Raw genomic sequence first — 26384 nt, 5'->3', positions numbered from 1 at the left:
CCGGGGCGCCGGGGGGGGGGGGGGGGGGGGCCGCGGGGGGGGCCCCCCCCCCCCCCCCCCCCCCCCCCGGCCCCCCGGGGGGCGCCCCCCCCCCCCGGGGGGGGCCCCCCCCCGGGCCCCCCCCGCAACCGGGGTCAGCCGTGCTTCTGCTGGTACCGCTCGTACGACTTGTTGACGACGTCCAGGTAGGAGCCCATGTTCTTGCCGTTGAGCTCGGTCACGTAGGCGTCCCACTCGCTGATCGGGCGCTGGCCCAGGATGAACTTCAGCGTGTTCGCGTAGACGAAGTCCTTCAGCGGCGTCTCCCAGAGGGTCACCTGCTCGCGTTCCGCGTCGCTGAGCGGGTGCGGCGGCGCGACCGCGACGTTCGGGCGCGCGTTGAGCACCTTCTGGAACTCCTTCTCCTCCTCGGAGAAGAAGGACTGGACCAGCTCGACGTGGCCACCGTAGGCGAAGATGCCGTTGTAGAAGCCGAAGTCCTTCTGCAGGTGCTTGGTGCCCTTCGGGTTGAGCCCGAGGACGTCGACGTCGGGGGTGAGGGTGCGCGTGCCGGAGGCGTCCTTGGTGAAGGTCGTGCCCTCGACACCCCACCTGGCGAACTCCTGGCCGGCGTCCGAGTACCAGAGCCAGTCGATGAACTGCATCATGGCCACGAAGTTCTTGCTGTCGCGGGCCTTCGAGGAGATCATGATGCCGTTCTCGAGCCGGGGCGCCGGGTTCACCGGTCCGGCCGGCCCGACCGGGAACGGAATCTTGGCGATCTTGGCGTTCGGCAGGCTCTTGGCCATGTCGGGGCGGTAGTCGTTGACGATGCTCTGTGCGTTGGCGCTGATCACGAAGGACTTGCCGCTGGCGAGCTTCTGCCGGGCCTGGTCGTCGTCCTGGGTGAAGGTCTCCGGGTCGAGCAGCTTCTCGTCAACCAGCTTGTGCAGGAACTCCAGCATCGCCTTGTACTGCTCTGACGCGCCGGTGTAGACGAACTTCTTGGCGTTGGCGTCCCAGCTGGTGTGCTGGAAGTTCCAGCCGGCACCCTGCAGGCCGTAGGCAAGGGCGAGCATGTTCAGCAGGTTGCCGGCGGGGTTGGGCTTGCCGAACCGGTCCGAGAACGGGTAGACGTCGGGGTACGCCGCCTTCATCGCCTTGAGCATGTTGTAGACGTCGTCCCAGGTCTCCGGGACCGGGATCTTGAGCTGCTCGAGGATGTCCATCCGGACCGCGAGGGTGTAGTCCTGCCAGGGCTTCTCGTGCAGGCCGGGAAGCAGGTAGAACTTGCCGTCCTCCTGGCGAAGCGAGTCGATCTCCGGCTTGAGGTTCCACTTCTCGATTCTGTCCTTGAAGTTGGGCATCAGATCGAGGTAGTCGCTGACCGGAAGGACCGCGCCGGAGGAGACATAGGCCTCCTCCTGCGGGTGGTAGGTCTTCGGAATGATGAACGGCGCATCACCGGCGCCGATCAGAACGCTGCGCTTCTGCTCGTAGTCGCTCAGCGGCACGGCGACCGGCTCGATCTTCACCCCGGTCCGCTTGGACAGCTCAGACCAGAACAGCCAGTCGTCCTTGAGCGGGTAGTTCGGGTGGTTGTTGTAGAGCATCGAGAAGGACACCGCCGTGGTGGCCTTGAACTGGTCGCCGACGCCGTACTTGTCCATGGCACCGACACGATTGTCGGCGAGGTCCTTCTTGCCCTTGTCGTCGCCGCAGCCGGCCATCGAGACGACGGCGGCTGCGCCCGCGGCGAACAGCAGGTTTCGCCGGGATAGCTGAACCATGGGGGATTCCTTTCGGTGGGGGAACGGTGCGGGTGGTCGCGCCGGTGGCTATCCCTTGACCGCGCCGAGCATGACTCCGGAGACGAAGTACCGCTGGATGAAGGGATAGACCGCCAGGATGGGCAGCACGGTGAGCACGATGGTGACGGACTTGATGGTGGCGGCGGACTGCACCACGTCGGTGGCGCTGCCGAGGCCGCCGCCGACCGAGGTCGCGTCGGTCGCACCGGCGATGAGGTTGCGCAGATACACCGTCACCGGCCACAGGTCCATCTGGTCCATGTAGAGGAACGCGGCGAACCAGGAGTTCCAGAAGGAGACGGCGTAGAAGAGGAACATCGTGGCCACCACCGCCTTCGACAGCGGCAACACGATCCGCAGCAGGATGCCGTACGTGTTCAGCCCGTCGACCGCGGCGGCCTCCTCCAACTCGACCGGCAGGCTCTCGAAGAACGCCTTCATCACCAGCAGGTTGAACACGCTGATGGCGTTGGGCAGCGCGATCGCCCACACGGTGTTCTTCAGCCCGAGGCTGGTGACCAGGACGTAGTTGGGGATCAGCCCGCCGCTGAAGAACATGGTGAACACGGCGATCCCGACCAGTGCGTTTCGACCCTTGAGCTGCTTCTTGGACAGCACATACGCGTAGCAGGTGGTCAGCACGAGCGAGACGGCCGTGGCGACTGTCGTGTAGAACACCGTGTTGCGATAGTTCGTCCAGAACATCGGGTCGGCCATGACGGCCTTGTACGCCGCGATGTTGAACCCGCGCGGGATCAGGTTCACCTGTCCCGACACGATGTATGCGTTGTCGCTGACCGAGCGGGCCACGATGTTGACGAAGGGATACAGGGTCACCAGCACGACGCCGGTCAGGACGATGGCGTTGACCACCTGGAAGACCCGGTAGCCCCGGCTGGTGTGGGTGCCGCGCCGACGTCTGGTCGCCGGGGCGGGCGTGGTCGTGTCGAGGGTCACCACAGGCTCGTCCCTACTGCGCGCTTGGAGATCGCGTTCGCCGACAGCACCAGCGTCAGTCCGATCACGGACTCGAACAGGCCGATCGCCGCCGCGTAGCTGAAGTTGTTGGAGACGATGCCGACCCGGAACAGGTAGGTGGAGATCACGTCGGCCGTCGGGTAGGTCAGCGGGTTGTACAGCAGCAGGATCTTCTCGAAGCCGACCGCCATGAACGTGCCGATGTTGAGGATCAGCAGCGTCACCATCGTCGGCCGGATCCCGGGCAGCGTCACGTGCCAGGTCTGCCGCCACCGGTTGGCACCGTCGATGCGGGCAGCCTCGTACAGGTCCTCGTCGACGGCGGTCAGCGCGGCGAGGTAGAGGATGGTGCCCCAGCCGACGGTCTGCCAGACCTCGGACGAGACCCAGATCGTGCGGAACCACCCGGCCTGCTGCAGGAACGGCACCGCCTCACCACCGAGGGCGCGGACGAGCTGGTTCACCGCCCCGTCGACGGAGAGCAGCTGCATGACCATCGCCGCCACGATCACGATGGACAGAAAGTGCGGCAGGTAGGACACCGACTGGACGAACCGTTTGATCTTGGGGCTGCGCAGCTCGTTGAGGAGCAGCGCCAGCACGATCGGCAGCGGGAAGCAGAACACCAGGGTCAGCGCGCCGAAGATCAGCGTGTTGGTGAAGACGTCCCAGAACGTCGGGTCGTCCAGGAACATGCGGACGTACCGCAGGCCCACCCAGTACTCGCCGAAGATGCTTCCGCCGGGCTGGAACCGCCGGAAGGCGATCACGTTGCCCAGCATCGGCAGGTAGCGGAAGATCAGGAAGAACAGCAGCGGCAGCACCGCGAGGGAGTAGAGCTGCCAGTCCCGTCGTAGCGCCTTACGCCAGGTGCGCCGAGCGCGCCGGCGGCGCGTACCGCCGACTGCCGCGGGTCGGCTCTCCGGCCCCACCGGCGGGCTCACCGCCTCCGACGTGGTCATGAGCGGCGCGCTTCGGCCCGGCTGGTCCAGCGACCGCCGTCGGGCAATCTGCCGTTCACGTGAACCCCCCTCGACCGACCGGGTCAACACCCGTGTGCCACCCGGTTTGCGCAGTGTCGGCTGCCGAAACTTTCGGCGGCGCGACGGTACTTTTTCGGCAACCTAGGGGTGTCGGCGTGAGTGTGTCAAGGGTCGACAAGTGAAGGTGCGACGGGGTGTGGCGGTGGGTGGTACTGACGAGGATGAATTCCACTGTCGAACAGGGTAGAACTCGCGGGGGCGCAGGTCCCGCGACCGACGTGATACGGTGCGGCGAAACTTTCGGACGCTCTTGCGGGCATCCGCGAAAGCCGACGGTGGCGGCGTTCCCGACTCCGCCGCGAGCTGAGCGGTGCCGGGCGGGGCGCCGCCCGCAACACCGAGCCGCCGCCCACGCGCCGTACCCCCGCGAGGAACCATGCCCCTGTTCGACCTGCCCCTCGACCAGTTGCGCCGATACGCGCCCGTGGTGGCCGAACCGGCCGACTTCGACGAGTTCTGGCGAACGACCCTCGCGGAGGCCGCCAGCCGGCCGGTCCTGCTCGATGTGCGGCCGGAGCCGACCGACCTGCGCCTGGTCGACTCCTGGGACGTGACCTTCGCCGGCTTCGGCGGCGATCCAGTCCGGGCCTGGTACACCCGTCCGGCCGGAGTGGACGAACCGCTGGCCACGGTGGTGGAGTTCACCGGTTACGGGCGCGGACGCGGCCTGCCGCACGAACGCCTGACGTGGCCGGTGGCCGGCTACGCGCACCTGCTGATGGACACCCGTGGACAGACCGGCCTGCACGGCGGCGGGGACACCCCAGACCCCGGGCAGGGGGCGGCCGGGGGTCCCTGGCCGGTGACCTGGGGCATCCTGAGGCCCCAGGACTACCACTACCGTCGGCTCATCACCGACGCCGTGCGGGCTGTCCAGGCGGCCCGCGCCCTGCCCGGCGTCGATCCCGACCGGGTCGTCGCCGTCGGGAACAGCCAGGGCGGCGGGCTCGCGCTCGCCGTGGCGGGACTCGTACCCGACCTCGCCGCGGTTCTCGCCACGGCCCCGTTCCTCTGCCACATCCAGCGGGCCATCGAGATGACGGACGCGGCCCCGTACGGCGAGATCGCGCGCTACCTGGCGGTCAACCGGGAGGCGGAGGAGGCGGTCCGCCGGACCCTTTCCTACGTCGACGGTGTCACGTTCGCCCGTCGGGCCATCGCCCCGGCGCACTTCGGGATCGGCCTGCGCGACAACGTGTGCCCGCCCAGCACCGGCTTCGCCGCCCACAACCAGTACGGCGCCGCCAACGGCCGCCCCGATCAGCCGGCGCGGGAGCTGCACGCCTATCCGTTCAACCAGCACGAGGGCGGGGAGGCCATGCACGTGCGGCGCCAGTTGCGGTGGCTCGCGTCGGTGCTGCCGGCCCACCTTCCCGCGCCAGCGTAATCCGTATTCGCGTGCGGCACATGGGGGTATCCGGCCTTCGAGGGAACACGACCTGCCGCATCCCGTGTCGCCCCCATCGCCGGGTCTCCGCCGTGGGGTCGCGAGCGAGCGGAGCGGGTCGGCCGGGGACTCGGTTTCGAAACTTTCGGAACCGCTGACGGCCGTCAAGCGTGGATCTCGTCGGGGACGCGGCACCTTCGGGTTTCGCTGGCACGGCTGGGATTTGCCGTGGCGGCAGGTGTAACGCCCTAGGCGCGTCGCGAGGGGCATCCGGACCGACGTAGCCGGTCACGGTTGCCGCTCGCGGCGAGCAGGCGATCGCCAGCGGGGTGGCCGAAAGTTTCCGGAAGTCGTTGACGCGCAACGCCGTCTTGCTCGACCCTGGGGCGTACCGGGGGCATAAGTGATCATCGATCACAGCGTGTCCATCACCCCAACCGGAAGGAGAGCCCAGGTGATCATCGGCTCGGGCCGCTCTAGGCTCCGTTCGACAGTCGTCGTGCTCGCGGCGGCGGCGCTCGCGGTCACCGGAACGGTGACCGTGGTAGCGAGAACCACCGCAGCCGCAGCCGCCGCCGACGTCATCGCGGCCGCCGCGCCCGTCGAGGACGAGGGCGCCGACTGTCAGGTGCCCGACCCGGGCTCCCTGACGGCCAACGCCAAGCTCCCCGATCCCTTCAAGAAGATCAACGGCACGCGGATCTCCACGAAGTCGGACTGGCGGTGCCGGCGAGCCGAGATCAAGAATCTGGCGGAGCGGTACGTCTACGGCAGCAAGCCCCGAAAGCCGGCAACCGTCACGGGCACGGTCTCGTCCACCAACATCACCGTGAACGTGACCGACCAGGGCAAGAGTTCCAGCTTCTCGGCGCGGGTTGAACTGCCGAGTGGCACCGGCCCCTTCCCGGCCGTCGTCGTGCTGGGCGGACTCGGCGCGGACACGTCCACCATCAAGTCCGCCGGTGCCGCCGTCATCAGCTACGACCCCCTCGCCGTCGGCAAGGAAGGCACGGCACGAAACAACAAGCAGGGCGCGTTCTACAGCATCTACGGCGCGACGAGCAGCACCGGCCTGCTGATGGCCTGGGCCTGGGGGGTGAGCCGCATCATCGACGTCATCGAGCAGTCGGGCGGCAACATCCTCAGGGCCGACGCGACTGGCGTCACGGGATGCTCGCGGTACGGCAAGGGCACCTTCGTGACCGGCGCCTTCGACCAGCGCATCGCGCTGACCATGCCGATCGAGTCGGGCAGTGCTGGGGCTCCGATCTTCCGCGGGATCCCCGGGGAATCCGGCTCCCAGCCGCTGAGCAGCGCCTACAGCGAGCAGCCGTGGTTGGGTGACGCGTTCAGCTCCTTCACCGGCAACCCGAACACACTGCCGGTGGACACCCACGAGATGGTGGCCATGGTCGCCCCGCGCGGGTTGCTCATCATGGAGAACCCGCACATCGACTGGCTGGCCGCCAGGTCCGGCAGCGTGGCCGCGCTGGGCGGAGCCGAGGTCTACAAGGCGCTCGGCGTGGGAGACAACATCACCTACTGGTCCGACATCCAGGACGGCACGCACTGCGCCGTACGGCCCGAGTGGCGCGATCCCCTGCAGAAGTTCATCAAGAAGTTTCTGACGAAGACGGGCAACGACGCGGGCACGATCAGGATCTCGAGCAAGAAGGCCGGCAACCTCGGCGAGTGGCGCGACTGGCAGACGCCGACCCTCTCCGACGGTGGCCCGACCACGCCGCCCACCACCACGCCGCCCACCACCGCTCCGCCGACGACCGCTCCGCCCACGACCGCTCCGCCCACGACCGCTCCGCCGACGACCGCTCCGCCCACCACCGCCCCGCCGACGACCAACCCGCCGACCGGTGGCTGCTCGGCGTCGGTGACGATCAACCAGTGGGTGGGTGGTTTCACCACCAACGTGCGGGTCACCGCCGGCTCCTCCCCGGTCAACAGCTGGACGGTCGGGGTGAACCTGCCGTCGGGCAGCAGCGTCACCAACACCTGGAACGCCAACGCCAGCGGGAGCACCGGCACGGTCCAGTTCAGCAACGTCAGTTACAACGGCTCCATCGCGCCTGGCCAGTCGACCGAGTTCGGCTTCCAGGGCACCGGCACCGCCCCGACGCAGACCCCCACCTGCACCGTCCGATAGGCGGCCGAGGCCCGGTGCGCAGGCGGCGCGCCTCCGCACCGGGCCCCAGGGCCAATGTCAGTCGAGGACCTTGACGCAGTCCCTAGAACAGGGTCTGCGGCCCGACCGGCGCCGGCTCGGGCAGCGGATCGAGCTCGGGCAGGCGCGTCCGCACCTCGTCGTGGAACCGGCGGGCGAGGTCGGGCGCGTCGGCGTTGTCCGGGGTGTGCACGAAGACGGTAGGTGAACGGCCCTCGCGCAGCCAACCGGTCACCACGTCGAGCCACGGCTGCCAACCCTCGACCGTCCGTGCGGGGTCGTCCCGGCCCAGGTACCGGACGATCGGCCGCTCGGTCAGCGCGTGGGTGCGCAGTGGCGTGCGCGGCTTCCTGGTCCATGCCTTCCGTTCCGCGTCGCTGGTCGGCGGCGTGCGGAAGAACGCGGTGGTGTCGAACGGAATCCACTCCGCGCCGACCCTGACCAGCGCCTCCTCCAGCGTCCGCGCCGCACCGGGATCGTCGAAGAACGCGGGGTGGCGGACCTCCACCGCGTACCGGTGGGCGGTGGGCAGCCCGCGCAGGAATCGGGCGAGCGCGGGTACGTCGGCGGGGCCGAACGAGCCCGGCAGTTGGATCCACAGCGCGTGCGCCCGTGGCCCGAGGGGCTCGATCGCGCTCAGGAACGCCCGAAGCTCCTCGTCGGCACCGGTCAGCCGGCGTTCGTGCGTGACGACCTTCGGCAGCTTGAGCACGAACCGGAAGTCCTGGTCGGTCTGCTGCGCCCACGACGCCACCGTCTCCCGGGCCGGGGTCGCGTAGAAGGTGGTGTTCCCCTCGACCGCGGTGCACCACCCGGCGTAGGCGCGCAGCCGTTCATGGGCCGGCAGCGGATGGGCCAGGAAGCGTCCCTGCCAGGACCTGTGCGTCCACATCGCGCACCCCACGTGCAGGCGCATCCGGCCCTCCCATCGCTCGACGACCCGGGCGGGGTGCCCCGCGCCGCGGGTACGGTATCCGGCCGGGACGGCCGTCGTCGCCGCGCCCGGGTCCGCTGATTCGCGGCGGGTGACGGTCGCGGGTTTCCGGCCGCGATCCTGGCCGGCGAGACGACGCTCGCCTGTGGCGGTGCGCACCCGAGGGGAGTGCGGCCGGACCTGCCGCCCGCCGTCGGTGGAACACGTCCGCCATTCACCACAGGCGATGCAATGGCAGATGACTCTCCGGTGTCCCGTGCTGGTCGGGCAGATTTAATTCCGAATTCCCGTAATTGCCGACGACGTCGTGGTGCGGCCCGGAATGTGGCAGGGGTGGCCCTTGTGCGGCGAATTTCGCCCCGCGGTCGGCCGCCCGGCGCGCCCTTAGCTGAGGCTTAGCTGAGGCGCCGTCGGATGCTGGATAGGGGTTTGCCTAATGGTGAGTAGGGGTGTCCCCAATGGGGGCTAAGGGTACCGCGAAGCTGCTGTTCACAAGGGGTTTCACCGGGGTGGAGCAGCAATAGTTGACATTGGACTGGTGGCGCTGCCATGCTGGCGTCGCGATCGGAAAAGGTCATCAGCAGGGGCGAATACAAATCACGTCGCAGCATTGTGCTGCGGTTTTTTGTGGCCTTGTCGGGCGGGTTTGTTGAGTAACTCTTCGCTCGCCCGAGCCCCGCTGGTCGGGTGGAGCAGACGTCAGAAGGAACCGGATTGTGAGCAGGTCGGTCCCAGGGCGAGACAATGCACATGAGAGCCAGGTTGGCCCGGCGGGGCGACGGGCCGGATCCACCGGCCGCTCCCGCGAGCCGCGCACCCTCGTAGATCAGTTTCGGGCCGTCCTCCTGGGGCGTCCGGAGGCGTCGACGTACCGGTTCCTGGTCGACGGCGAGGATGACGAACTCGTCATCTCGAACGCCGACATGGACCTGCGGGCGCGGGCCATCGCCGCCACCCTGCGGGAGCGGGTGAACGAGGGCGACCGGGCGCTCATCGTCTGCCCACCGGGCCTGGACTATCTCGCCTCGTTCCTGGGCTGCCTGTATGCCCGGGTGATCGCCGTACCGGTGTATCCCCCGAACCCGGTGCTGCTCAAGCGGACTCTGCCCCGGCTGATCGGCGTGATCGAGGACGCGCAACCTGCCATCGTGCTGGCCCCGGCCGAGATCATCGCGATGGCCGACCCGATCACCGCACTCGCCCCCGCGCTGGGGTCGCTGACCTGGGAGGCCGTCGACCGGATCGACCACGCCGTCGCCGACCGGTGGCGGGAGCCCGATCTCGACGGCAGCGACATCGCCTTCCTCCAGTACACCTCGGGCTCGACCGGCCGGCCGAAGGGCGTGGTGCTCAGCCACAGCAACCTGCTGGCCAACCTCGAGGTGACCAACCAGCGCTTCATCACCGAGGTCGAGAACACCCGGTTGATCAGCTGGCTGCCGCCGTACCACGACATGGGGCTGATCGGCTCGATGCTGCAACCGCTCTACGCCGGCTGCTCCGCGACGTTCATGTCCCCGACGTCGTTCCTCAAGCGGCCCATCCGCTGGCTGCAGGCCATCTCGAAGTACGCGGGCACGCTCAGCGGCAGCCCCAACTTCGGTTACGAGCTCTGCGTGGCGAAGACGACCCCGGAGCAGCGGGCCGCGCTGGACCTGAGCAGCTGGCGGCTGGCGTTCAGCGGAGCCGAGCCGGTCCGGGCCGAGACCATCGACCGGTTCGTGGCGGCGTTCGCCCCGGCCGGGTTCCGGCGCAGTGCCTTCTACCCCTGTTACGGGCTGGCCGAGGCGACCCTTTTCGTCTCCGGTGGACTCGAGGGGGAGGAGCCCGGCGTACGACGGGTCCGCGCCGCCGACCTCGCCCAGGGCCGGGCGGCCGACGCCGGCCCCGACGAGGTGAGCCGGACCCTGGTGAGCTGCGGATCGGTCGCCGCCGACCACGAACTGGCCATCGTCGACCCCGAGTCGGGTGAGCAGCTTCCGGCCGGGCGGGTCGGCGAGATCTGGTTCGGCGGCGGGAGCGTCGCCCAGGGCTACTGGCGGCGCCCCGAGGAGAGCGAGCAGATCTTCCAGGCGCGGATCGCCGGCACCGGCGCCGGACCCTTCCTCCGTACCGGAGATCTCGGCTTCCTCGACGAGCACGGGGAGCTCTTCGTGACCGGCCGGCGCAAGGACCTGATCATCATCGCCGGCAAGAACCACTACCCCAGCGACATCGAGTTCACCGTCGAGCAGAGCGACCCGAAGCTGCGGCCCGGCTGCGGGGTTGCCTGCTCCGTGGAGGTCGACGGCGAGGAGCAACTCGTCGTCATCCAGGAGGTCGGCGGCAACCGGAGTCAGCTCGACGCCGAGCGGGTGATCACGGCGATTCGGGGCGCCGTCTCCCAGGAACACGGTCTTCAGGCGTACGACGTGGTCCTGATCAAGCAGGGGAGTATCCCGAAGACGTCCAGCGGCAAACTCCAACGGCACGCCGCCCGGCAGTCGTACCTCGCCGGTCGTCTGGAGGTCCTGGCGAGCTGGAGCGCCGCCGACCCGGAGCGCGCCCCCACCGGCGCCGGCCGGGCGACTCCGGCGACCACCGCCGGGCCGGCCGCTCCGGCGCCCGCCGTCACGCCCGGCCGGGCCGAGGTCGAACAGCGTCTCATCGAGACGCTCGCCACCCGGCTGAAGGTCAGCCCGCGGACGGTCGACCCGACCCGGCCCATCGCCACCTACGGCCTCCAGTCGGTCGAACTGGTCGGTCTGGTCGGCGAGCTGGAGGGCTGGCTCGGCCGGGAGCTCTCCTCGACCCTGATCTGGGAGTACCCCACGATCGACGCGCTCGCCGGGTTCCTCAGCGCCCCGGCGTCCGGCGATCCGGCCGCCACCGCCACCGCTACCGACGCCACCGCCACCGCCACCGGCGTGACCGCGACCACCGACCCCGGCACGGGCGCTTCCGCCGACCCCGCCGCGGACCGGGCCACCGCCGGTGGAACCGGCGCGGAACCGGCCACCGCCGGTGGGCCCGGTGGGGCCGGCCCGGCCGGTGACACAGGTACGCCGGACCAGCCCGAACCCGTGGCCATCATCGGCATCGGTTGCCGGTTCCCGGGTGGCGTGGACGGCCCGGAGAGCTTCTGGCGGCTGCTGACCGAGGGCCGCGACGCGATCCGCGAGGTGCCCGAAGACCGGTGGGACGTCGAGGAGCTGCACACCGACGACCCGGCCGCACCCGGCAGGACCACCACCCGGTGGGGCGGCTTCCTGGACCGGATCGACCGGTTCGACCCGCACTTCTTCGGCATCTCCGCGCACGAGGCCGCCCGGATGGACCCGCAGCAACGGCTCCTCGCCGAGGTCACCTGGGAGGCGCTGGAGGATGCCGGCGTGGTCGCCGAGGACCTGGCCGGCTCCGCCACCGGTGTCTTCATCGGTATCGCCACCAACGACTACGGGCAGCTGACCTTCCAGGACCTGGACCGGGTGGACGCCTACACCGGCACCGGCAACGCGTTCAGCATCGCGGCGAACCGCCTGTCGTACCTGTTCGACCTGCGCGGCCCGAGCCTCGCGGTCGACACCGCCTGCTCCTCCTCGCTGGTCGCGGTCCACCAGGCCGTGGACAGCCTGACCCGGGGCGACTGCACGCTCGCCGTCGCCGGCGGCGTCAACGTGGTCCTCTCGCCGGCGCTGGCGATCAACTTCAGCAAGGCCGGCGCGATGGCCGGCGACGGGCGCTGCAAGACCTTCGACGCCCGCGCCGACGGCTACGTCCGGGCCGAGGGCGCCGGCGTGGTCGTCCTCAAGCCACTGTCCCAGGCGGTCAGCGACCACGATCCGATCTACGGGGTGATCCTCGGCGGAGCGGTCAACCAGGACGGCCGGACCAACGGGCTGATGGCGCCGAACCCGCACGCCCAGGAGGCGGTGCTGCGCAGCGCGTACGAGCGGGCCGGCGTACCGCCGGAGCAGGTCGGGTACGTCGAGGCACACGGCACCGGCACCCTGCTCGGTGACCCGATCGAGGCCAAGGCGCTGGCCGCGGTGGCCTGTGCCGACCGCGACCCGCGACGGCCCCTGATCGTCGGCGCGGTCAAGTCCAACCTCGGGCACCTGGAGGCCGCCGCCGGCATCGCCGGTCTGATCAAGACCGCGCTCGTCCTGCGGCACCGGGAGATCCCGCCGAGCCTGCACTACGAGACGCCCAACCCGCACATCCCGTTCGCGCAGCTCGCCCTGCGGGTCGCCGACCGGCGCCAACCGTGGCCCGCCCCGGACGCTCCGGCCGTGGCCGGGGTCAGCAGTTTCGGTTTCGGCGGCACCAACGCGCACCTGGTCCTCGGCGAGCCGCCCCGGCCCGCCGACGCCGCCTACCCGCCCGGCGCGGCGGCGGCGACCGGTGGCCCGCTCACCAACGGTCGGAGCGGCAGCAACGGTCGGATGCCCGCCGGGGCGTCGGCCAACGGGTCGACGCCGGCCGACCAGGACGGGGCCCGGCTGCTGGCCATCTCGGCCCGCACCCCGGAGGCGCTGCGCGAGCTGGCCGCCCGCTACGCCGACCGGCTGGCCGCGCCGGACGCCGGAACCGATCTCGCCGCCGTCTGCGCCGCCGCGGCGACCCGCCGCAGCCAGCACGAGCAGCGGCTGGCCTGCGTCGGCGGCTCGCCCGACGAACTGCGGGCGGCGCTCGCCGCGTACGCCGTCGACGAGGAGCGGGCCGGCCTCTCCTGGGGCGGCCGGCGGGTCGGCCGGCACCCGAAGCCCGTCTTCATGTTCTCCGGCCAGGGCCCGCGCTGGTGGCCGCTCACCGCCGACCTGCTCGCCGTACCGACCTTCCGCGACACCCTGGAGCAGTGCAGCCGGGCGCTGCGGCAGTACGTCGACTGGTCCCTGCTCGACGTGGTCACCGCCCACGCCGACGAGCAGCTGCTCAACGACCCGGCGGTGGCCCAGCCGACGCTGACCGCCGTGCAGATCGCCCTCGCCGCGCTGTGGCGCTCCTGGGGCGTGGAGCCGGCCGCCGTGGTCGGGCACTCCGTCGGTGAGGTGGCCGCGGCCCAGGTCGCCGGCGCGCTCAGCGTCCCCGACGCGATGCGGGTCGCGTGGCAGCGCGGCCGGGTCATCCGGGCCGCCATCGGCAACGGCCGGATGGCGGTGGTCGGGCTGCCGCTGGACCGCACCGAGCGCCTGCTCGCCGAGCGCGAACCGGGCGCCGTCTCGGTTGCCGCCAGCAACGGCCCGGAGTCCACCGTGCTCTCCGGCGACGGTACGGCGCTGGCGGCCCTCGCCGAGACGCTCCAGGCCGAGGGGATCTTCTGCCGGCTGCTCGAATCGGTCGACTACGCCTCGCACAGCCCGCAGATGGAGCCGCTGCGCGCCGAACTCGCCGCGCTGCTGGAGGGGCTCACCCCCCGGCCGGCCACCGTGCCGATCATTTCCACGGTCACCGCCGGGCCGATCGAGGGCACCGCGCTGGACGCCGGCTACTGGGCCACCAACCTGCGGCAACCGGTCCTCTTCGACACCGCCGTCACCGGGCTGGTGGACGCCGGGCACGACATCTTCGTGGAGATCTCCCCGCACGCCATGCTCGGCGACCCGGTCACCGAGCGGATCGCCCGCCAGCAGGGCGAAGGCGTCGTCGTCGGCTCGCTGCGCCGCGACGAGTCCGGTCACGCCACCATCCTCGGCGAGCTGGGCCGCCTCTACACCGCCGGCTACCCGGTCGACTGGCGCCGTGTCCACGGGGCGGACGTGCCGATGGTCGCCCTGCCGGCGTACCCGTGGCAGCGGGAGCGGCACTGGATCACCGACGAGTACCCGCGACCGCGCCGTGCCGGCCACCGGGGACACCCGGTGCTGGAGACGTACGTCCGCTCCGCCGCCGAGCCGGGCGGGCACCACTTCAGCGCCCGGATCGACCTGGCCGGCTTCGGCTACCTGCGCGACCACGTGGTCGAGGACACTCCGGTCCTGCCGGCCAGCCTGCTGCTGGACGCGGCCCTGTCCGCCACCCGGCGACTGCTGGACGACCCGGCGGCCGTCGTCGAGCGGATCGAACTGACCCGGGTCACCGTCGTCGACGAACTCGCCGAGGACGACACCCTCCAACTCGTCCTGCTGCCGGAGAACGGCACCGGCGGCGCGCTGCGGATCTACAGCCGCGGCCCGGCCCAACCGGACGGGACGTGGCGCGAGGTGGCCCACGGCCGGTACGGCACCGACCCGGCCGACCAGCCGGACCCGACCGCCGAGCCGCTGACCACGGTACGCGCCCGCTGCGCGCAGCCCTTGGACAGCGCCGAGCACTACGCCCGGCTGGACCGCTCCGGGCTCCGCTACGGCCCGGCCTTCCAGGGCGTCGGCTCGATCTGGCGGGACGGGCACCAGGCGCTCGGCGAACTGCGTGACCCGGTCGAGCTGACCGGAGACCACGACCCGTACCTGGTCCACCCGGCCCTGCTGGACAGTTGCCTGCAGGTGCTGGCGGCGGCCCTCACCGCAGGCGGCGACGGCACCGACGCCGGGACGTACCTGCCGGTCGGGGTGGAGCGCTTCCGGCTCGCCGCCGAGCGGGTGGTGCCCAGGTGGGCGCATGCGACGGTCGACGGGGCCAGCGTCGGGGCGCCCGAGATCAGCGGCGCCCGGGTCGTGCTCTACGACGCGGCCGGCACCCCCGCCGGGGAGATCACCGGGATCAGGCTCCAGCGGCTGGCCGGCTCCGGCACCGCCGACCGGGTCGCCGAATCCCTCCTGGAACTCTCCTGGCAGGAGACGGTCGACCCGACGGAGGAGACCGCGGCCCCCGGCTGGTGGCTGCTGCTCGCCGACGCGGACCCGGTCGGTGCCGACCTCCGGGCCGAGCTGGCGGGCCGGGGTGTGGCCACGGTGACCGCCGTCCCCGGCGACGCCTACCGGCAGGCGACCCCGGACCGGTACGAGATCGACCCGGCGCGCCCGGAGGACTTCGTCACCCTCCTCGCTGAGCTGCGCGCGGCCCGGCCCGAACCGTGCGCCGGCGTGGTGCACGCATGGAGCCTCGACACGGTGCTCACCGAGCAGCCGGCCGAGGCGGGCCCGGCCAACAACGCCGCCCAGCCGGCCGGGGACGCCCCGGCCGGCGGGCGGGACGCCGAACTCGACCGGAACGACCTGCTCGGACCGGTCGCCGTCCTGCACCTCGTCCAGGCCCTCACCCGGGCCGCCGGCCGCTCGCCCCGGCTGGTGCTGGTCACCCGGGGCGCGCAGGTGGTGGCCGCCGAACCCAGCACCCCGGCACCGGCCCAGGCCGGCCTCTGGGGGCTGGCCCGGGTGGTCACCCTGGAACACGGCGAGCTGCGTCCCACCATCGTCGACCTCGACCCGGCGGTCGAGGCGCGCACCGTCGCCGGCCTCGCCGACGAGCTGCTGCACCGGACCGGTGGGGAGCAGGTCGCGCTCCGGGCCGGACGTCGGTACACCCCCCGGCTGGCCCCCTGGCGGGCGCCCGCCCCGACCGACGCCGACCTGCGGCCGCACCCGTTCGACCCGACCGCCGCCGACGGCAACTACCGCCTCCTGTCCCTGCGGGGGCACCTGGGCAGCCTGACCCCGGTGCTCTCGGAACGGACCCCGCCCGCGCCCGGCCAGGTGCAGATCGAGGTCACCGCCGCCGGGCTCAACTTCAACGACGTCCTCAAGGCGATGGAGATCTGCCCCGGCGTACCCCCGGGCATCGTGCCGCTCGGCGGCGAGTGCGCGGGCCGGGTCACCGCGGTCGGCGCGGGGGTCACCGGTCACCGGGTCGGCGACCGGGTGATGGCCGTCGCGCCGTCCAGCATGGCCGCGTACGCCACCACCCCGGCCGAGATGGTCGCCCCCATCCCCGACGGGCTCACCGACGAGCAGGCCGCCGCGATCCCGATCGCGTTCCTCACCGTGGTCTACGGCCTGGAGTACCTGGGCCACCTCGGCGAGGGCGACACCGTCCTGATCCACTCGGCGACCGGTGGCGTCGGGCTGGCCGCCCTGCAGGTGGCCCGCCGCAACGGGGCCGAGGTGCTGGCCACCGCCGGCAGCGAGGAGAAGCGGGAACTGCTGCGCGGCCTCGGGGTCAAGCATGTCATGGACTCCCGGTCACTGCGCTTCGCCGACGAGGTGCTGGCGCTGACCGACGGCCGGGGCGTGGACGTCGTGCTCAACTCGCTCACCGGCGAGGCGCTGACCCGCAGCCTGCGCCTGCTCGCCCCGAACGGCCGGTTCGTCGAGATCGGCAAGCAGGACATCTACGCCAACAGCCACCTCGGCCTCGAACTGCTCCGGCACAACCGGTCGTTCCTCGCCGTCGACCTGGAACGCGCCTTCGCCGAGCAGCCGAAGCTGATCGCGCGCCTCCTCGCCGAGGTGCTGCGCGGCTTCGCCAGCGGCGAGTTCGCCGCCCTGCCGGTCACCACCTTCGGCTACTCCGACGCCGCCCAGGCGTTCGGCCACATGGCGCAGGCCCGGCACACCGGCAAGATCGTGCTGCGGCCGGACGTGCGGGAGGCGGCCGTACCGCCGGGGGAGGTGCCGGTCCGGCCGGTGGCCACGTACCTGATCACCGGTGGTCTCGGCGCCCTCGGCCTGCGGACCGCCCGCTGGCTGGCCGACCGGGGCGCCCGGCACCTGCTGCTGCTCGGCCGCAGCCAGCCCTCGGCGGCGGCCGAACGGGTCCTCGACGAGCTGCGCGGACGCGGCGTCGACGTCCAGGTCCGGCACGCCGACATCGGCCGCTACGACGAGGTCGCCGCCGTGGTGGCCGGGATCGACCGGGACCTGCCGCCGCTGGCCGGCATCGTGCACTCCGCCGGTGTGCTCGACGACGGGCTCATGCTTCAGCTCGACCGGGCCCGGTTCCGCGCCGTCGCCGCGCCCAAGGTGGACGGCGCCTGGCACCTGCACCGGGCCACCCTCGACAAGGACCTGGACTTCTTCGTCCTCTACTCCTCGGCCGCCGCGCTGCTCGGCTCGCCGGGCCAGGCCAACTACGCCAGCGCGAACGCCTTCCTGGACGCCCTCGCACAGCTGCGCCGGGCCCAGGGCCGGGCCGCGCTGAGCGTCAACTGGGGACCCTGGTCGGAGGCGGGGCTGGCGGCCCGCCCGGACCGCGGCGGCCAGCTCGCCGGGCAGGGCATCGTCAGCATCGACCCGAACGACGGCATCGAGGCGCTGGACCGGCTGCTGCGTACCCCGGCCGCCCAGGCCACCGTCCTGCCCCTGGACCGGGACCGGCTCCGCGCGGTGGCCACCGGCGGGCTGGTGCCGGCGCTCCTGGCCGACCTGGTCGCGGCGGACGGCACGCCGGCCGCCGCGGAGCGGCAGCGCTCCGGTGAGGTACGCCAGCGGCTGCTCACCGTCGAACCCGGCCGCCGCCGGCGCAACCTGCTGACCCAGCACGTCGCCGGGGAGGTGGCCCGGGTGCTCAAGCTCGACGTCGCCCGCGTCGACGTCACCGCGCCGCTGGCCAGCATGGGCTTCGACTCGCTGATGTCGCTGGAGCTGCGCAAGCGGCTGGAGGCGTCCCTGGACGTCGAACTCTCCGCCACCATCGCGTGGCGCTTTCCCACCATCGACGCGCTGGTTCCCTTCCTCGCCGAGCGGATGGACATCCCGCTGGCGGCCGAACCCGCCGCCGACGCGCTCCCGGCAGCGGCCGGCCCGGCCGCCACCGCCGCCGAACCGGCCACCGGGAGCCGCTCACCCGCCGGGGTGGGCGCCACCCCGGACGACGACCTGGCCACCGAGCTGGAGCAGCTCTCCGACGACGACGTCGAGGCACTCCTGCTGGCCAAGCTCACCCAGATCGATGAAAGGCCTCAGGTATGACCACTGGCCAGCAGGAGCAGGCGCCGACCTCCACCCTCAAGCGCGCCTATCTGCAGATGGAACGGATGCAGCGGCAGCTCGCCGAGTACGAGCGCGCCCGTACCGAGCCGGTGGCCGTCGTCGGCCTGGGGCTGCGCTTCCCGGGCGGCGCGGTCGACGCGGAGAGCTACTGGCGGATCCTGCGGGACGGGGTGGACGCGGTCGACGAGATCCCGGCCGACCGCTGGCCGGTCGACGACTACTACGACACCGAACCGCAGCAGCCCGGCAAGATGCGCACCCGTTGGGGCGGCTTCCTGGACCGGGTCGACCAGTTCGACTACGAGTTCTTCGGCATCTCCCGCCGCGAGGCGCTCGCCATGGACCCGCAGCAGCGGCTCGCCCTGGAGATCACCTGGGAGGCGCTGGAGAACGCCGGGCACGCCCCGACCGCGCTCGCCGGCAGCCGCACCGGGGTGTTCCTCGGGGTGTGCAGCAACGACTTCGCCACCGAGAACTTCCCCGGCCTGGAGGACATCACCGCGTACGCCAGCACCGGCACCGCGCACAGTGTGGTGACCGGCCGGCTCTCGTACGCCTTCGACTTCCGCGGCCCGAGCGTGGCGGTGGACACCGCCTGCTCCTCGTCGCTGGTGTCGGTGCACCTGGCGGTGCAGAGCCTGCGCGCCGGCGAGTGCGACCTGGCCCTCGGCGGCGGGGTCAACGTGGTGCTCTCCCCGCTGCCCAGCGTGGCCTTCTCCCAGTTCCCCGGGATGGTCGCACCGGACGGCCGGTGCAAGACCTTCGACGTCCGGGCCAACGGCTACGTCCGCAGCGAGGGCTGCGGCATCGTGGTGCTCAAGCGGCTCTCCGACGCGGTCCGCGACGGCGACCGGGTGCTCGCGGTGATCCGGGGCGGCGCGGTCAACCAGGACGGGCGCAGCTCCGGCGTGACCGCCCCGAACGGGGTGGCCCAGCGGGACGTGCTGCGCCGCGCGCTGGAGGCCAGCGAGGTGACCCCCGAGCAGGTGTCCTACGTCGAGGCGCACGGCACCGGCACCACCCTCGGTGACCCGATCGAGGTCGAGGCGCTGGCCGAGGTCTACGGCCGGGAGGCGGGCGCACCGTTCTACCTGGGCTCCTCGAAGACCAACATCGGGCACGCCGAGGCGGCCTCCGGCATCGCCGGGCTGATCAAGGTGGTGCTCGCCCTGCACCGGGGCGCGATCCCGCCGAACGTGCACTTCACCGAGCTGAACCCGCACATCTCGTTCGCCGGCACCACGTTCGCCGTACCGACCGTGGTCAGCGAGTGGCCGGCGGTGGCCGAGCGGTCGATCGCGGGCGTGAGCAGCTTCGGCTTCAGCGGCACCAACGCGCACCTGATCGTCCAGGCCGCGCCGGAGCCGCCGGCCGCGCCCGAGGGGTCCGAGCCGGAGCGGCCCCGGTCGGTGCTGCCGCTGTCCGCGAAGACCCCGGACGGCCTGCTGGAACTGGCCCGGCGCTACCAGGAGCGGCTGGCGGCCGACCCGGCCACCCCGCTGGCCGACATCGGCTACTCGGCCGGCACCGGCCGGGCCCACTTCAAGCACCGGCTGGCCGCCGTCGGCTCCCGCCAGGAGGTCGCCGACCAGCTCGCCGACTTCGTCGACGGGCTCCCCGGCGACCTGCCGGTGGTCGGCGCGGCCGGTGGCAACGAGGTGGTGTTCCTCTTCACCGGCCAGGGACCACAGCGGGTCGGCATGGCCCGCACCCTGTACGAGACCCAGCCCACCTTCCGGCAGGTCATCGACCGCTGCGACGAGATCCTGCGGCCGCTGCTGGAGGTGCCGCTGCTGGACGTGATCTACCCGGCCGACCCGGAGTCCGACCTGGTCTACCGGACCACCTACTCGCAGCCGGCGCTCTTCGCCGTGCAGTACGCGACGGCCCAGCTCTGGCGCTCGTGGGGCGTGGAGCCGGTGGCGGTGCTCGGGCACAGCTTCGGCGAGTATGTGGCCGCCTGCGTGGCCGGCATGATGAGCCTGGAGGACGGGCTGCGGCTGGTCGTCGACCGCGGCCGGTTGATGTGGGAGCTGGCCGAGAACGGGGCGATGGTCGCCGTCTTCGCCCCCGAGGCCGAGGTCGCCGAGGTGCTCGCCCCGTACGCCGACCGGGTCTCCATCGCGGCGGTGAACGGGCCCGGGACCACCTCCATCTCCGGGGAGCGCGAGGCGCTGGCCGAGATCCGCGCCGAGTTCGACCGGCGCGAGGTGAAGACCAAGCAGCTGCACATCACCACCTCGTCGCACTCGCCGTTGATCGAGCCGATCCTGCCCGGCCTGCGCAAGGCGGCCGACTCGGTGTCGTTCACCCCGCCACGCATCCCGCTGGTCGCCAACCTCACCGGCGAGCTGTGGCCCTGGGACACCGCCCCGGACGCCGACTACTGGTGCCGGCACGCCCGCCAACCGGTGCGCTTCGCGGCCAGCATCGACACCCTGCGCGAGCTCGGCTACCGGACCTTCATCGAGATGGGGCCGGCGCCGACCCTGCTCGGCATGATCAGCGACAACCTGCCGGCGGGGGAGGCCCTGCTGGTGCCGAGCCTGCGCCCCAAGCACGACGACTGGGCGGTGCTGCTCAACACGGTGGCCCAGCTCTACGCCGCCGGGGTGGACCTGGACTGGTCGGGCTTCGACCGGGACTACCGACGCTCGCGGGTGCCGCTGCCGACGTACCCGTTCGAGCAGACGCACTGCTGGCAGGAGCGGCGCCGCACCGACCGGGACCGGTACGCGGCCCCGGTCACCGCCGCCACCGGCCCCGACGACCCGGCCGACGAGTACGCCGACGACGACCTGCTCTACCGGCTCGACTGGCAGCCGGCTGAGGTTCCCGCACCGGCCGGGGACGCGGCACCGGTACCGGCCCGGATCTGGCTGGTGCTGGCCGACGCCGCCGGGATCGGCGCCGGGTTCGGCGACGCGGTGGCCGCTCGGGGCGAGCGGGTGGTCCGGGTGGTGCCGGGCGCGGCGTACCGCTTCGGCGGGGGCGCCGAGGCCGAGGTCCGCCTCGATGGCCCGGCGGACCTCGGCCGGCTGCTCGACGAGTTGCGGCTCGACGGCGCCGACCTGCAGGTGCTGCACCTGTGGGGCCTCGACGGCGCCGACGCCGGCACCGGCGCCGGCGGGGCCGCCGACGCCGCCGCGCTGCTGCGCGCGCACGAGCGGGGCGGCCTGAGCGCGGTGTACGCCGCGCAGGCCCTGGCCCGGGCGCAGGGCCCGGAGTCGGTCCGGCTCTGGCTGGTCACCAGGGGCGCGGTGCAGCCGACCGGCGCCGCCGGCGGCCCGGTGTCGCTCGAGGTCGCCCAGTCGACCCTCTGGGGCCTGGGCCGGTCGCTGCAGCAGGAGCACTCCGCCCTCTGGGGCGGCCTGATCGACCTCGACCCGCAGGCGACGCCCGCCGCGCTGGTCGGCCGGCTGGTCGAGGAGCTGACCCGGCGGGACGCCGAGGACCAGATCGCGCTGCACGGCGACCAGCGCTACGTGGCCAGGCTGGTCCGCCAGGCGGTGCCCGAGGTCGGCGTCGGCGAGGGGCCGTGGCGGCCGGACGCCAGCTACCTGATCACCGGCGGTCTCGGCGGCCTGGGCCTGGAGGTGGCCCGGTCGATGGTGCGCGCCGGCGCCCGCCGGCTGGTGCTGCTCGGCCGGACCACGATCCCGCCCCGCGCCGAGTGGGCCGACCTGCCCGCCGACGGGCCGGTGGCGCGGCGGGTCGCCGCGGTACGGGAGTTGGAGGCGCTCGGTGCCAGCGTCCACCTGGAGTCCGTCGACGTCGCCGACGAGGCGGCCATGCGGGACCTGCTGACCCGCTACGACCGGGAGGGCTGGCCGGCGATCCGGGGAGTCATCCACGCGGCCGGCACCGGCGAGGTCGCGCCGCTGCTGGAGCTGACCCGGGCCGACCTGGAGCGGCCGCTGCTGCCCAAGGCGGTCGGCGCCTGGGTGCTGCACCGCCTCTTCGCCGACCGGGAACTGGACTTCTTCGTCCTGTTCTCCTCGACCAGTTCGCTGCTCAGCTCGCCGTTCGTGGCCGGGTACGCCGCCGCCAACGCGTTCCTCGACGCCCTGGCGGCACAGCGCCGCGCCGCCGGCCTGCCCGGCCTCAGCGTCAACTGGGGCATCTGGGGCGGGGTCGGGCTGGCGAACCGGGGCGCCGAGGCCAACCCGGGGCTCAGCAAGGGCATGGGCACCCTGCGGCCCGGCCAGGCGCTGCGGGTCTTCCACCGGCTGCTGCACCACGACGACGCGCAGATCGCGGTGGTCCCGGTCGACTGGGCCGAGTGGGGCCGCCGCTACCAGGAGGTCTCCGGCTCGGCGCTGCTCGCCCCGCTGCTGCGCGGCGACGGACCGGCCCGCCCGGCCCGACGCCGGGCCCGCGCCAGCCTGCTGCCCAGCCGGGCGCAACTGCTGGCCCTGCCGGCCGACCGGCGTGCCGAAACCCTCATCGGGCAGCTGGTGGTCAGCGTCGCGGCCACCCTCGGCTCCGGGTCGGAGGCGGTCGGCCGGGACCAGCCGCTGTTCGACCTGGGCCTGGACTCGCTCATGGCGGTGGAGCTGAAGAACGAGATCGAGCGCCAGCTCGGCGTCGCCCTCTCCATCGCGGTCTTCCTCGAGGGCGCCACCCTGCGCACCCTCACCGACCAGATCATCGGCGGCCTGCCGGCCGGCGAGGACGACGGGGTCGCCGACACTGCGGGCATCCACCGGGTCGAGCGCTTCGAGGACGTCGCCCTGGAACTCCTCGCCGAGTTGGAGGGCCTCTCCGACAAGCAGGCGCAGGCCGCACTGGAGAAGGAGGGGTGAGGTGACCGACCTCGACGCACGGCTGGCGTCGCTCTCCCCGGAGAAGCGGGCGCTGTTCGAGAAGATGCTGCGGGAACGGGGGCAGGCGCAGCCCGCCCGGGCGGAGAACGTCTTCCCGATCTCCGTCATGCAGCAGGGCATCTGGTTCCTGGAACAGCTCAAGCCCGGCAACCCGGCGTACCTGATCCCGGCTGCGGTGCGCATCCGTGGCCCGCTGGACACCGGGCTGTTGCGCCAGGCCGTCAACGGGGTCGTCGCGCGGCACGAGTCGCTGCGGACCACGTTCGAGCTGCGGGACGGCCGCCCGGTGCAGGTGGTCCGCGCCGGGCTCGACCTCCCGCTGCCGGAGACGGACCTGTGCGGCACGGCACCCGACGGTGCCGAACTGGAGGAGCGGATCCTCGCCGAGCTGCGTGAGCCGTTCGACATCAGCGCCGGACCGCTGCTCCGGCTGGCCCTGCTGCGGCTCGGCCCGGACGACTGCGTGCTCGGGGTGGCGATGCACCATCTCATCTCCGACGGCTGGTCGGTCGGGGTGCTGCTCGGTGAACTCTCCACCCGGTACGCCGCCCTGGTCGCGGGCACCCGGCCGGCGCTGCCCGAACTGCCCGTCCAGTACGGCGACTACGCCGCCTGGCAGCAGGACTGGCTGCGCCGGGAGGACCTGTCGGCGGACCTCGCCTACTGGCGGGAGCACCTGGCCGGCGCGCCGGCCGTGCTCGACCTGCCAACCGACCGGCCCCGGCCGGCGGTGCAGGGCTTCCGGGGCGCCTCCCACCCGTTCGAGCTGCCGGAACCGGTGCTCTCCGCGCTTGGTGCGCTCGGCAAGCGGCACGGCGCCACCACGTACATGGCGCTGCTGGCCGCCTTCGGCGTGCTGCTGCACCGCTACAGCGGGCAGGACGACGTGGTGGTCGGCGTGCCGCTGGCCAACCGGGACCGGGCCGAGGTCGAGCCGCTGATCGGCTTCTTCGTCAACACCCTGCCGGTCCGGGCCGACCTCGCCGGCAACCCGACCTTCGCCGAGGTGCTGGGCCGGGTCCGCGACGCCTGTCTCGGCTGCTACGCCCACCAGCGGGTGCCGTTCGAGAAGGTGGTCGAGGAGCTGAAGCCGGCCCGGGACCTGAGCCGGCCGCCGATCTTCCAGGTGGGGCTGTCGTACCAGAGCGACCCGCTGCCCACCCTCGCCCTGGCCGGGGTGGAGTTCGAGCGGCTGCCGCTGCGCGCCCAGGCCGCCCGCTTCGACCTGGAGCTGCAGTTCTTCAACAACGCGGGCGGGCTGAGCGGCTGGTTCGAGTACGACCGGGACCTCTTCGAGGCCGCGACGATGGCCCGGCTGGCCGGCCACTTCCGGCGGGTGATCGAGCTGGTTGTCGCGCGGCCGGAGACCCCGGTCGACGAGCTGCCGCTGCTCGACGCCGACGAGCGGCGCGCGGTGCTGGCCCTGTCCCGGGGCGAGGCCCGGCAGTGGCCCGACGCCGGCTGGGTGCACGAGCAGATCGTGGCGCGGGCCCGCCGGACGCCGGAGCTGCCGGCGCTGCGCTACGCGGACCGGACGGTCGGCTACGGCGAGCTGGTGCGCCGGGCCAACGGGCTGGCCCGGCGGCTGCGTACCGCCGGGGTCGGCCCGGGTGTGCTGGTCGGCCTGGTGCAGGAGCGCTCGGTCGAGCTGGTGGTCAGCCTGCTGGCGATCTGGCAGGCCGGTGGCGCGTACGTCCCGGTCGACCCGGGACTGCCTGCCGGCCGGGTGGCGCTGATGCTCGACGACGCCGACCCGGCGGTGGTGCTCACCCAGCGGCCGCTGGCCGAGAAGCTCTCCTGGGACGGGCCGCTCTGGTACGCCGACGAACTGCTCACCGAGGACCCCGGCGACGCCGCCGACGATCCGGCCACCCCGGTCCGCGGCGCGGACGTCGCGTACGTCATCTACACCTCGGGTTCCACCGGCCAGCCCAAGGGCGTGCCGAACACGTTCGCCGGCATCCGCAACCGGCTGCTGTGGATGCAGGACGCGTACGGCCTCGGCCCCGGCGACCGGGTGCTGCAGAAGACGCCGTACTCGTTCGACGTCTCGGTCTGGGAGTTCTTCTGGCCGCTGATGGCCGGCGCGACCCTGGTGGTGGCGCGCCCCGACGGGCACCGCGACGGCCGCTACCTGGTCGAGACGATCCAGGCCGAGCAGATCACCACCATGCACTTCGTCCCCTCCATGCTCCAGGCGTTCCTGCGGGAGCCGGACGTGGCGGACTGCACCAGCCTGCGCCGGGTGATCTGCAGCGGCGAGGCGCTGCCCCGCGAGTTGCAGGACCGGTTCTTCGCCTCGTCAAAGGCCGAACTGCACAACCTGTACGGTCCGACCGAGGCGGCCATCGACGTCACCTCCTGGGCCTGCCGGCGCGACGATCCGAGGCCGGTGCCCATCGGGCGTCCGATCGCCAACACCCAGGTGTACGTCCTGGACCGGTTCCTGGAGCCGGTTCCGGTGGGTGTCCCCGGCGAGCTGCACATCGGCGGGGTCAACGTGGCGCTCGGCTACCTGAACCGCCCCGAGCTGACCGCCGAGCGGTTCGTGGCCGACCCGTTCACCACCGGCTCCGCTGAGCTCGCCGCCAGCGGCGCTAGCGGCACCGGCCTCGCCGGCGGCCCGGCCGCCGCCGGAGAGCGGGACGCGGGCCGGCCGCCGGCGCGGCTCTACAAGACGGGCGACCTGGGCCGGATCCGCGCCGACGGGGCGATCGAGTATCTCGGCCGCCTCGACCACCAGGTGAAGCTGCGCGGTTTCCGGATCGAACTGGGCGAGATCGAGGCGGCGCTGACCAGCTGCGCCGGGATCGCCGAGGCGGTCGTGGTGCCCCGGACGCACGCCGGGGACACCCGGCTGGTGGCGTACCTGGTCGGGCCGGCCGTGCCGGGTGCCGGCGAGCTGATCGCGCAGCTCAAGGAGCGGCTGCCCGAGTACATGGTGCCGTCGGTGTTCACCACCCTGCCGGCCCTGCCGCTCACCCGGAACGGAAAGGTCGACCGGCGGGCGCTGCCCGAGCCGGATCTGGCCCGCCCGGAGCTGCGCAGCCCGTACGTGGCCCCGCGCGGCGAACTGGAGCGAACCGTCGCCGGCATCTGGCAGGAGCTGCTCGGCGTGGACCGGGTCGGGGTGGACGACAACTTCTTCGAACTGGGCGGCCACTCCCTGCTGATGGCCGAGGTGCGGCTCCGGCTCGTCGCGGCGGTCGGCCGGGACGTGGCGCTGGTCGAGCTGTTCCAGTTTCCCACCGTCGGCGCGCTGGCCGGTCACCTCAACCGGCCCGGCGGCGGCGACGACCTGCTGGCCGACGCCCGCGATCGGGCGGAGAGCCGCCGGCAGTCCCTGAGTCGACGTCAACAGGCGGCCGCTCGTCGGGCGCGGGCATGAACGGTAGGTGA

The 26384-nt window shown here is 72.5% G+C and carries 9 protein-coding genes; 5 read left to right on the top strand and 4 right to left on the bottom strand.

The window, feature by feature from the left end; translation table 11 throughout:
- Positions 1-134: 134 nt before the first annotated feature.
- From ACIRG9_RS14130 to ACIRG9_RS14120, 3 genes are read right to left on the bottom strand one after another with little or no spacing between them, the layout of a single operon-like run.
- Complete coding sequence (locus tag ACIRG9_RS14130; protein WP_402854868.1) at positions 135-1769, bottom strand: extracellular solute-binding protein; 1635 nt, start codon at positions 1767-1769, stop codon at positions 135-137.
- Between the two features lie 48 nt (positions 1770-1817).
- Entirely contained in the window at positions 1818-2747 is a 930-nt protein-coding gene (locus ACIRG9_RS14125; protein ID WP_402854866.1) for a carbohydrate ABC transporter permease, read from the bottom strand.
- Entirely contained in the window at positions 2744-3730 is a 987-nt protein-coding gene (locus tag ACIRG9_RS14120; RefSeq protein ID WP_402854864.1) for an ABC transporter permease, read from the bottom strand. The genes ACIRG9_RS14125 and ACIRG9_RS14120 overlap by 4 nt, the downstream gene beginning before the upstream one ends.
- A gap of 457 nt (positions 3731-4187) precedes the next feature.
- Between ACIRG9_RS14120 and ACIRG9_RS14115 the strand changes: the two genes are divergently transcribed.
- Together ACIRG9_RS14115 and ACIRG9_RS14110 are read left to right on the top strand one after the other, a co-directional pair.
- A complete protein-coding gene (locus ACIRG9_RS14115) occupies positions 4188-5198 on the top strand; it encodes an acetylxylan esterase (RefSeq protein ID WP_402854862.1) in 1011 nt (336 codons plus the stop codon).
- Positions 5199-5652: 454 nt separating this feature from the next.
- Positions 5653-7359 (top strand): cellulose binding domain-containing protein, encoded by a 1707-nt coding sequence (locus ACIRG9_RS14110; protein WP_402854860.1) that lies wholly within the window; start codon positions 5653-5655, stop codon positions 7357-7359.
- 82 nt (positions 7360-7441) lie between these two features.
- Here ACIRG9_RS14110 and ACIRG9_RS14105 read toward each other — a convergent pair whose 3' ends face one another.
- On the bottom strand, positions 7442-8269 hold the full coding sequence (locus tag ACIRG9_RS14105) for a DUF72 domain-containing protein (protein WP_402854966.1): 828 nt from the start codon (positions 8267-8269) through the stop codon (positions 7442-7444).
- A 758-nt stretch (positions 8270-9027) separates the two neighbouring features.
- Between ACIRG9_RS14105 and ACIRG9_RS14100 the strand changes: the two genes are divergently transcribed.
- From ACIRG9_RS14100 to ACIRG9_RS14090, 3 genes are read left to right on the top strand one after another with little or no spacing between them, the layout of a single operon-like run.
- Positions 9028-18138 carry an SDR family NAD(P)-dependent oxidoreductase gene (locus ACIRG9_RS14100; protein ID WP_402854858.1) on the top strand — a complete coding sequence of 3037 codons (9111 nt, stop codon included), beginning with the start codon at positions 9028-9030 and terminating at the stop codon, positions 18136-18138.
- Positions 18135-22964, top strand: coding sequence for a type I polyketide synthase (locus ACIRG9_RS14095; RefSeq protein WP_402854856.1), 4830 nt, complete (start codon positions 18135-18137; stop codon positions 22962-22964). The genes ACIRG9_RS14100 and ACIRG9_RS14095 overlap by 4 nt, the downstream gene beginning before the upstream one ends.
- Before the next feature lies 1 nt (position 22965).
- A complete protein-coding gene (locus tag ACIRG9_RS14090) occupies positions 22966-26373 on the top strand; it encodes an amino acid adenylation domain-containing protein (protein ID WP_402854854.1) in 3408 nt (1135 codons plus the stop codon).
- The last annotated feature ends 11 nt before the right edge of the window (positions 26374-26384 follow it).

Origin of the sequence: Micromonospora sp. NPDC093277 (assembly GCF_044765245.1) — a bacterium.
Lineage (GTDB): Bacteria > Actinomycetota > Actinomycetes > Mycobacteriales > Micromonosporaceae > Micromonospora.
Note: the sequence above shows the minus strand (reverse complement) of the source record. Positions and strands in the feature narration are given on the sequence as shown.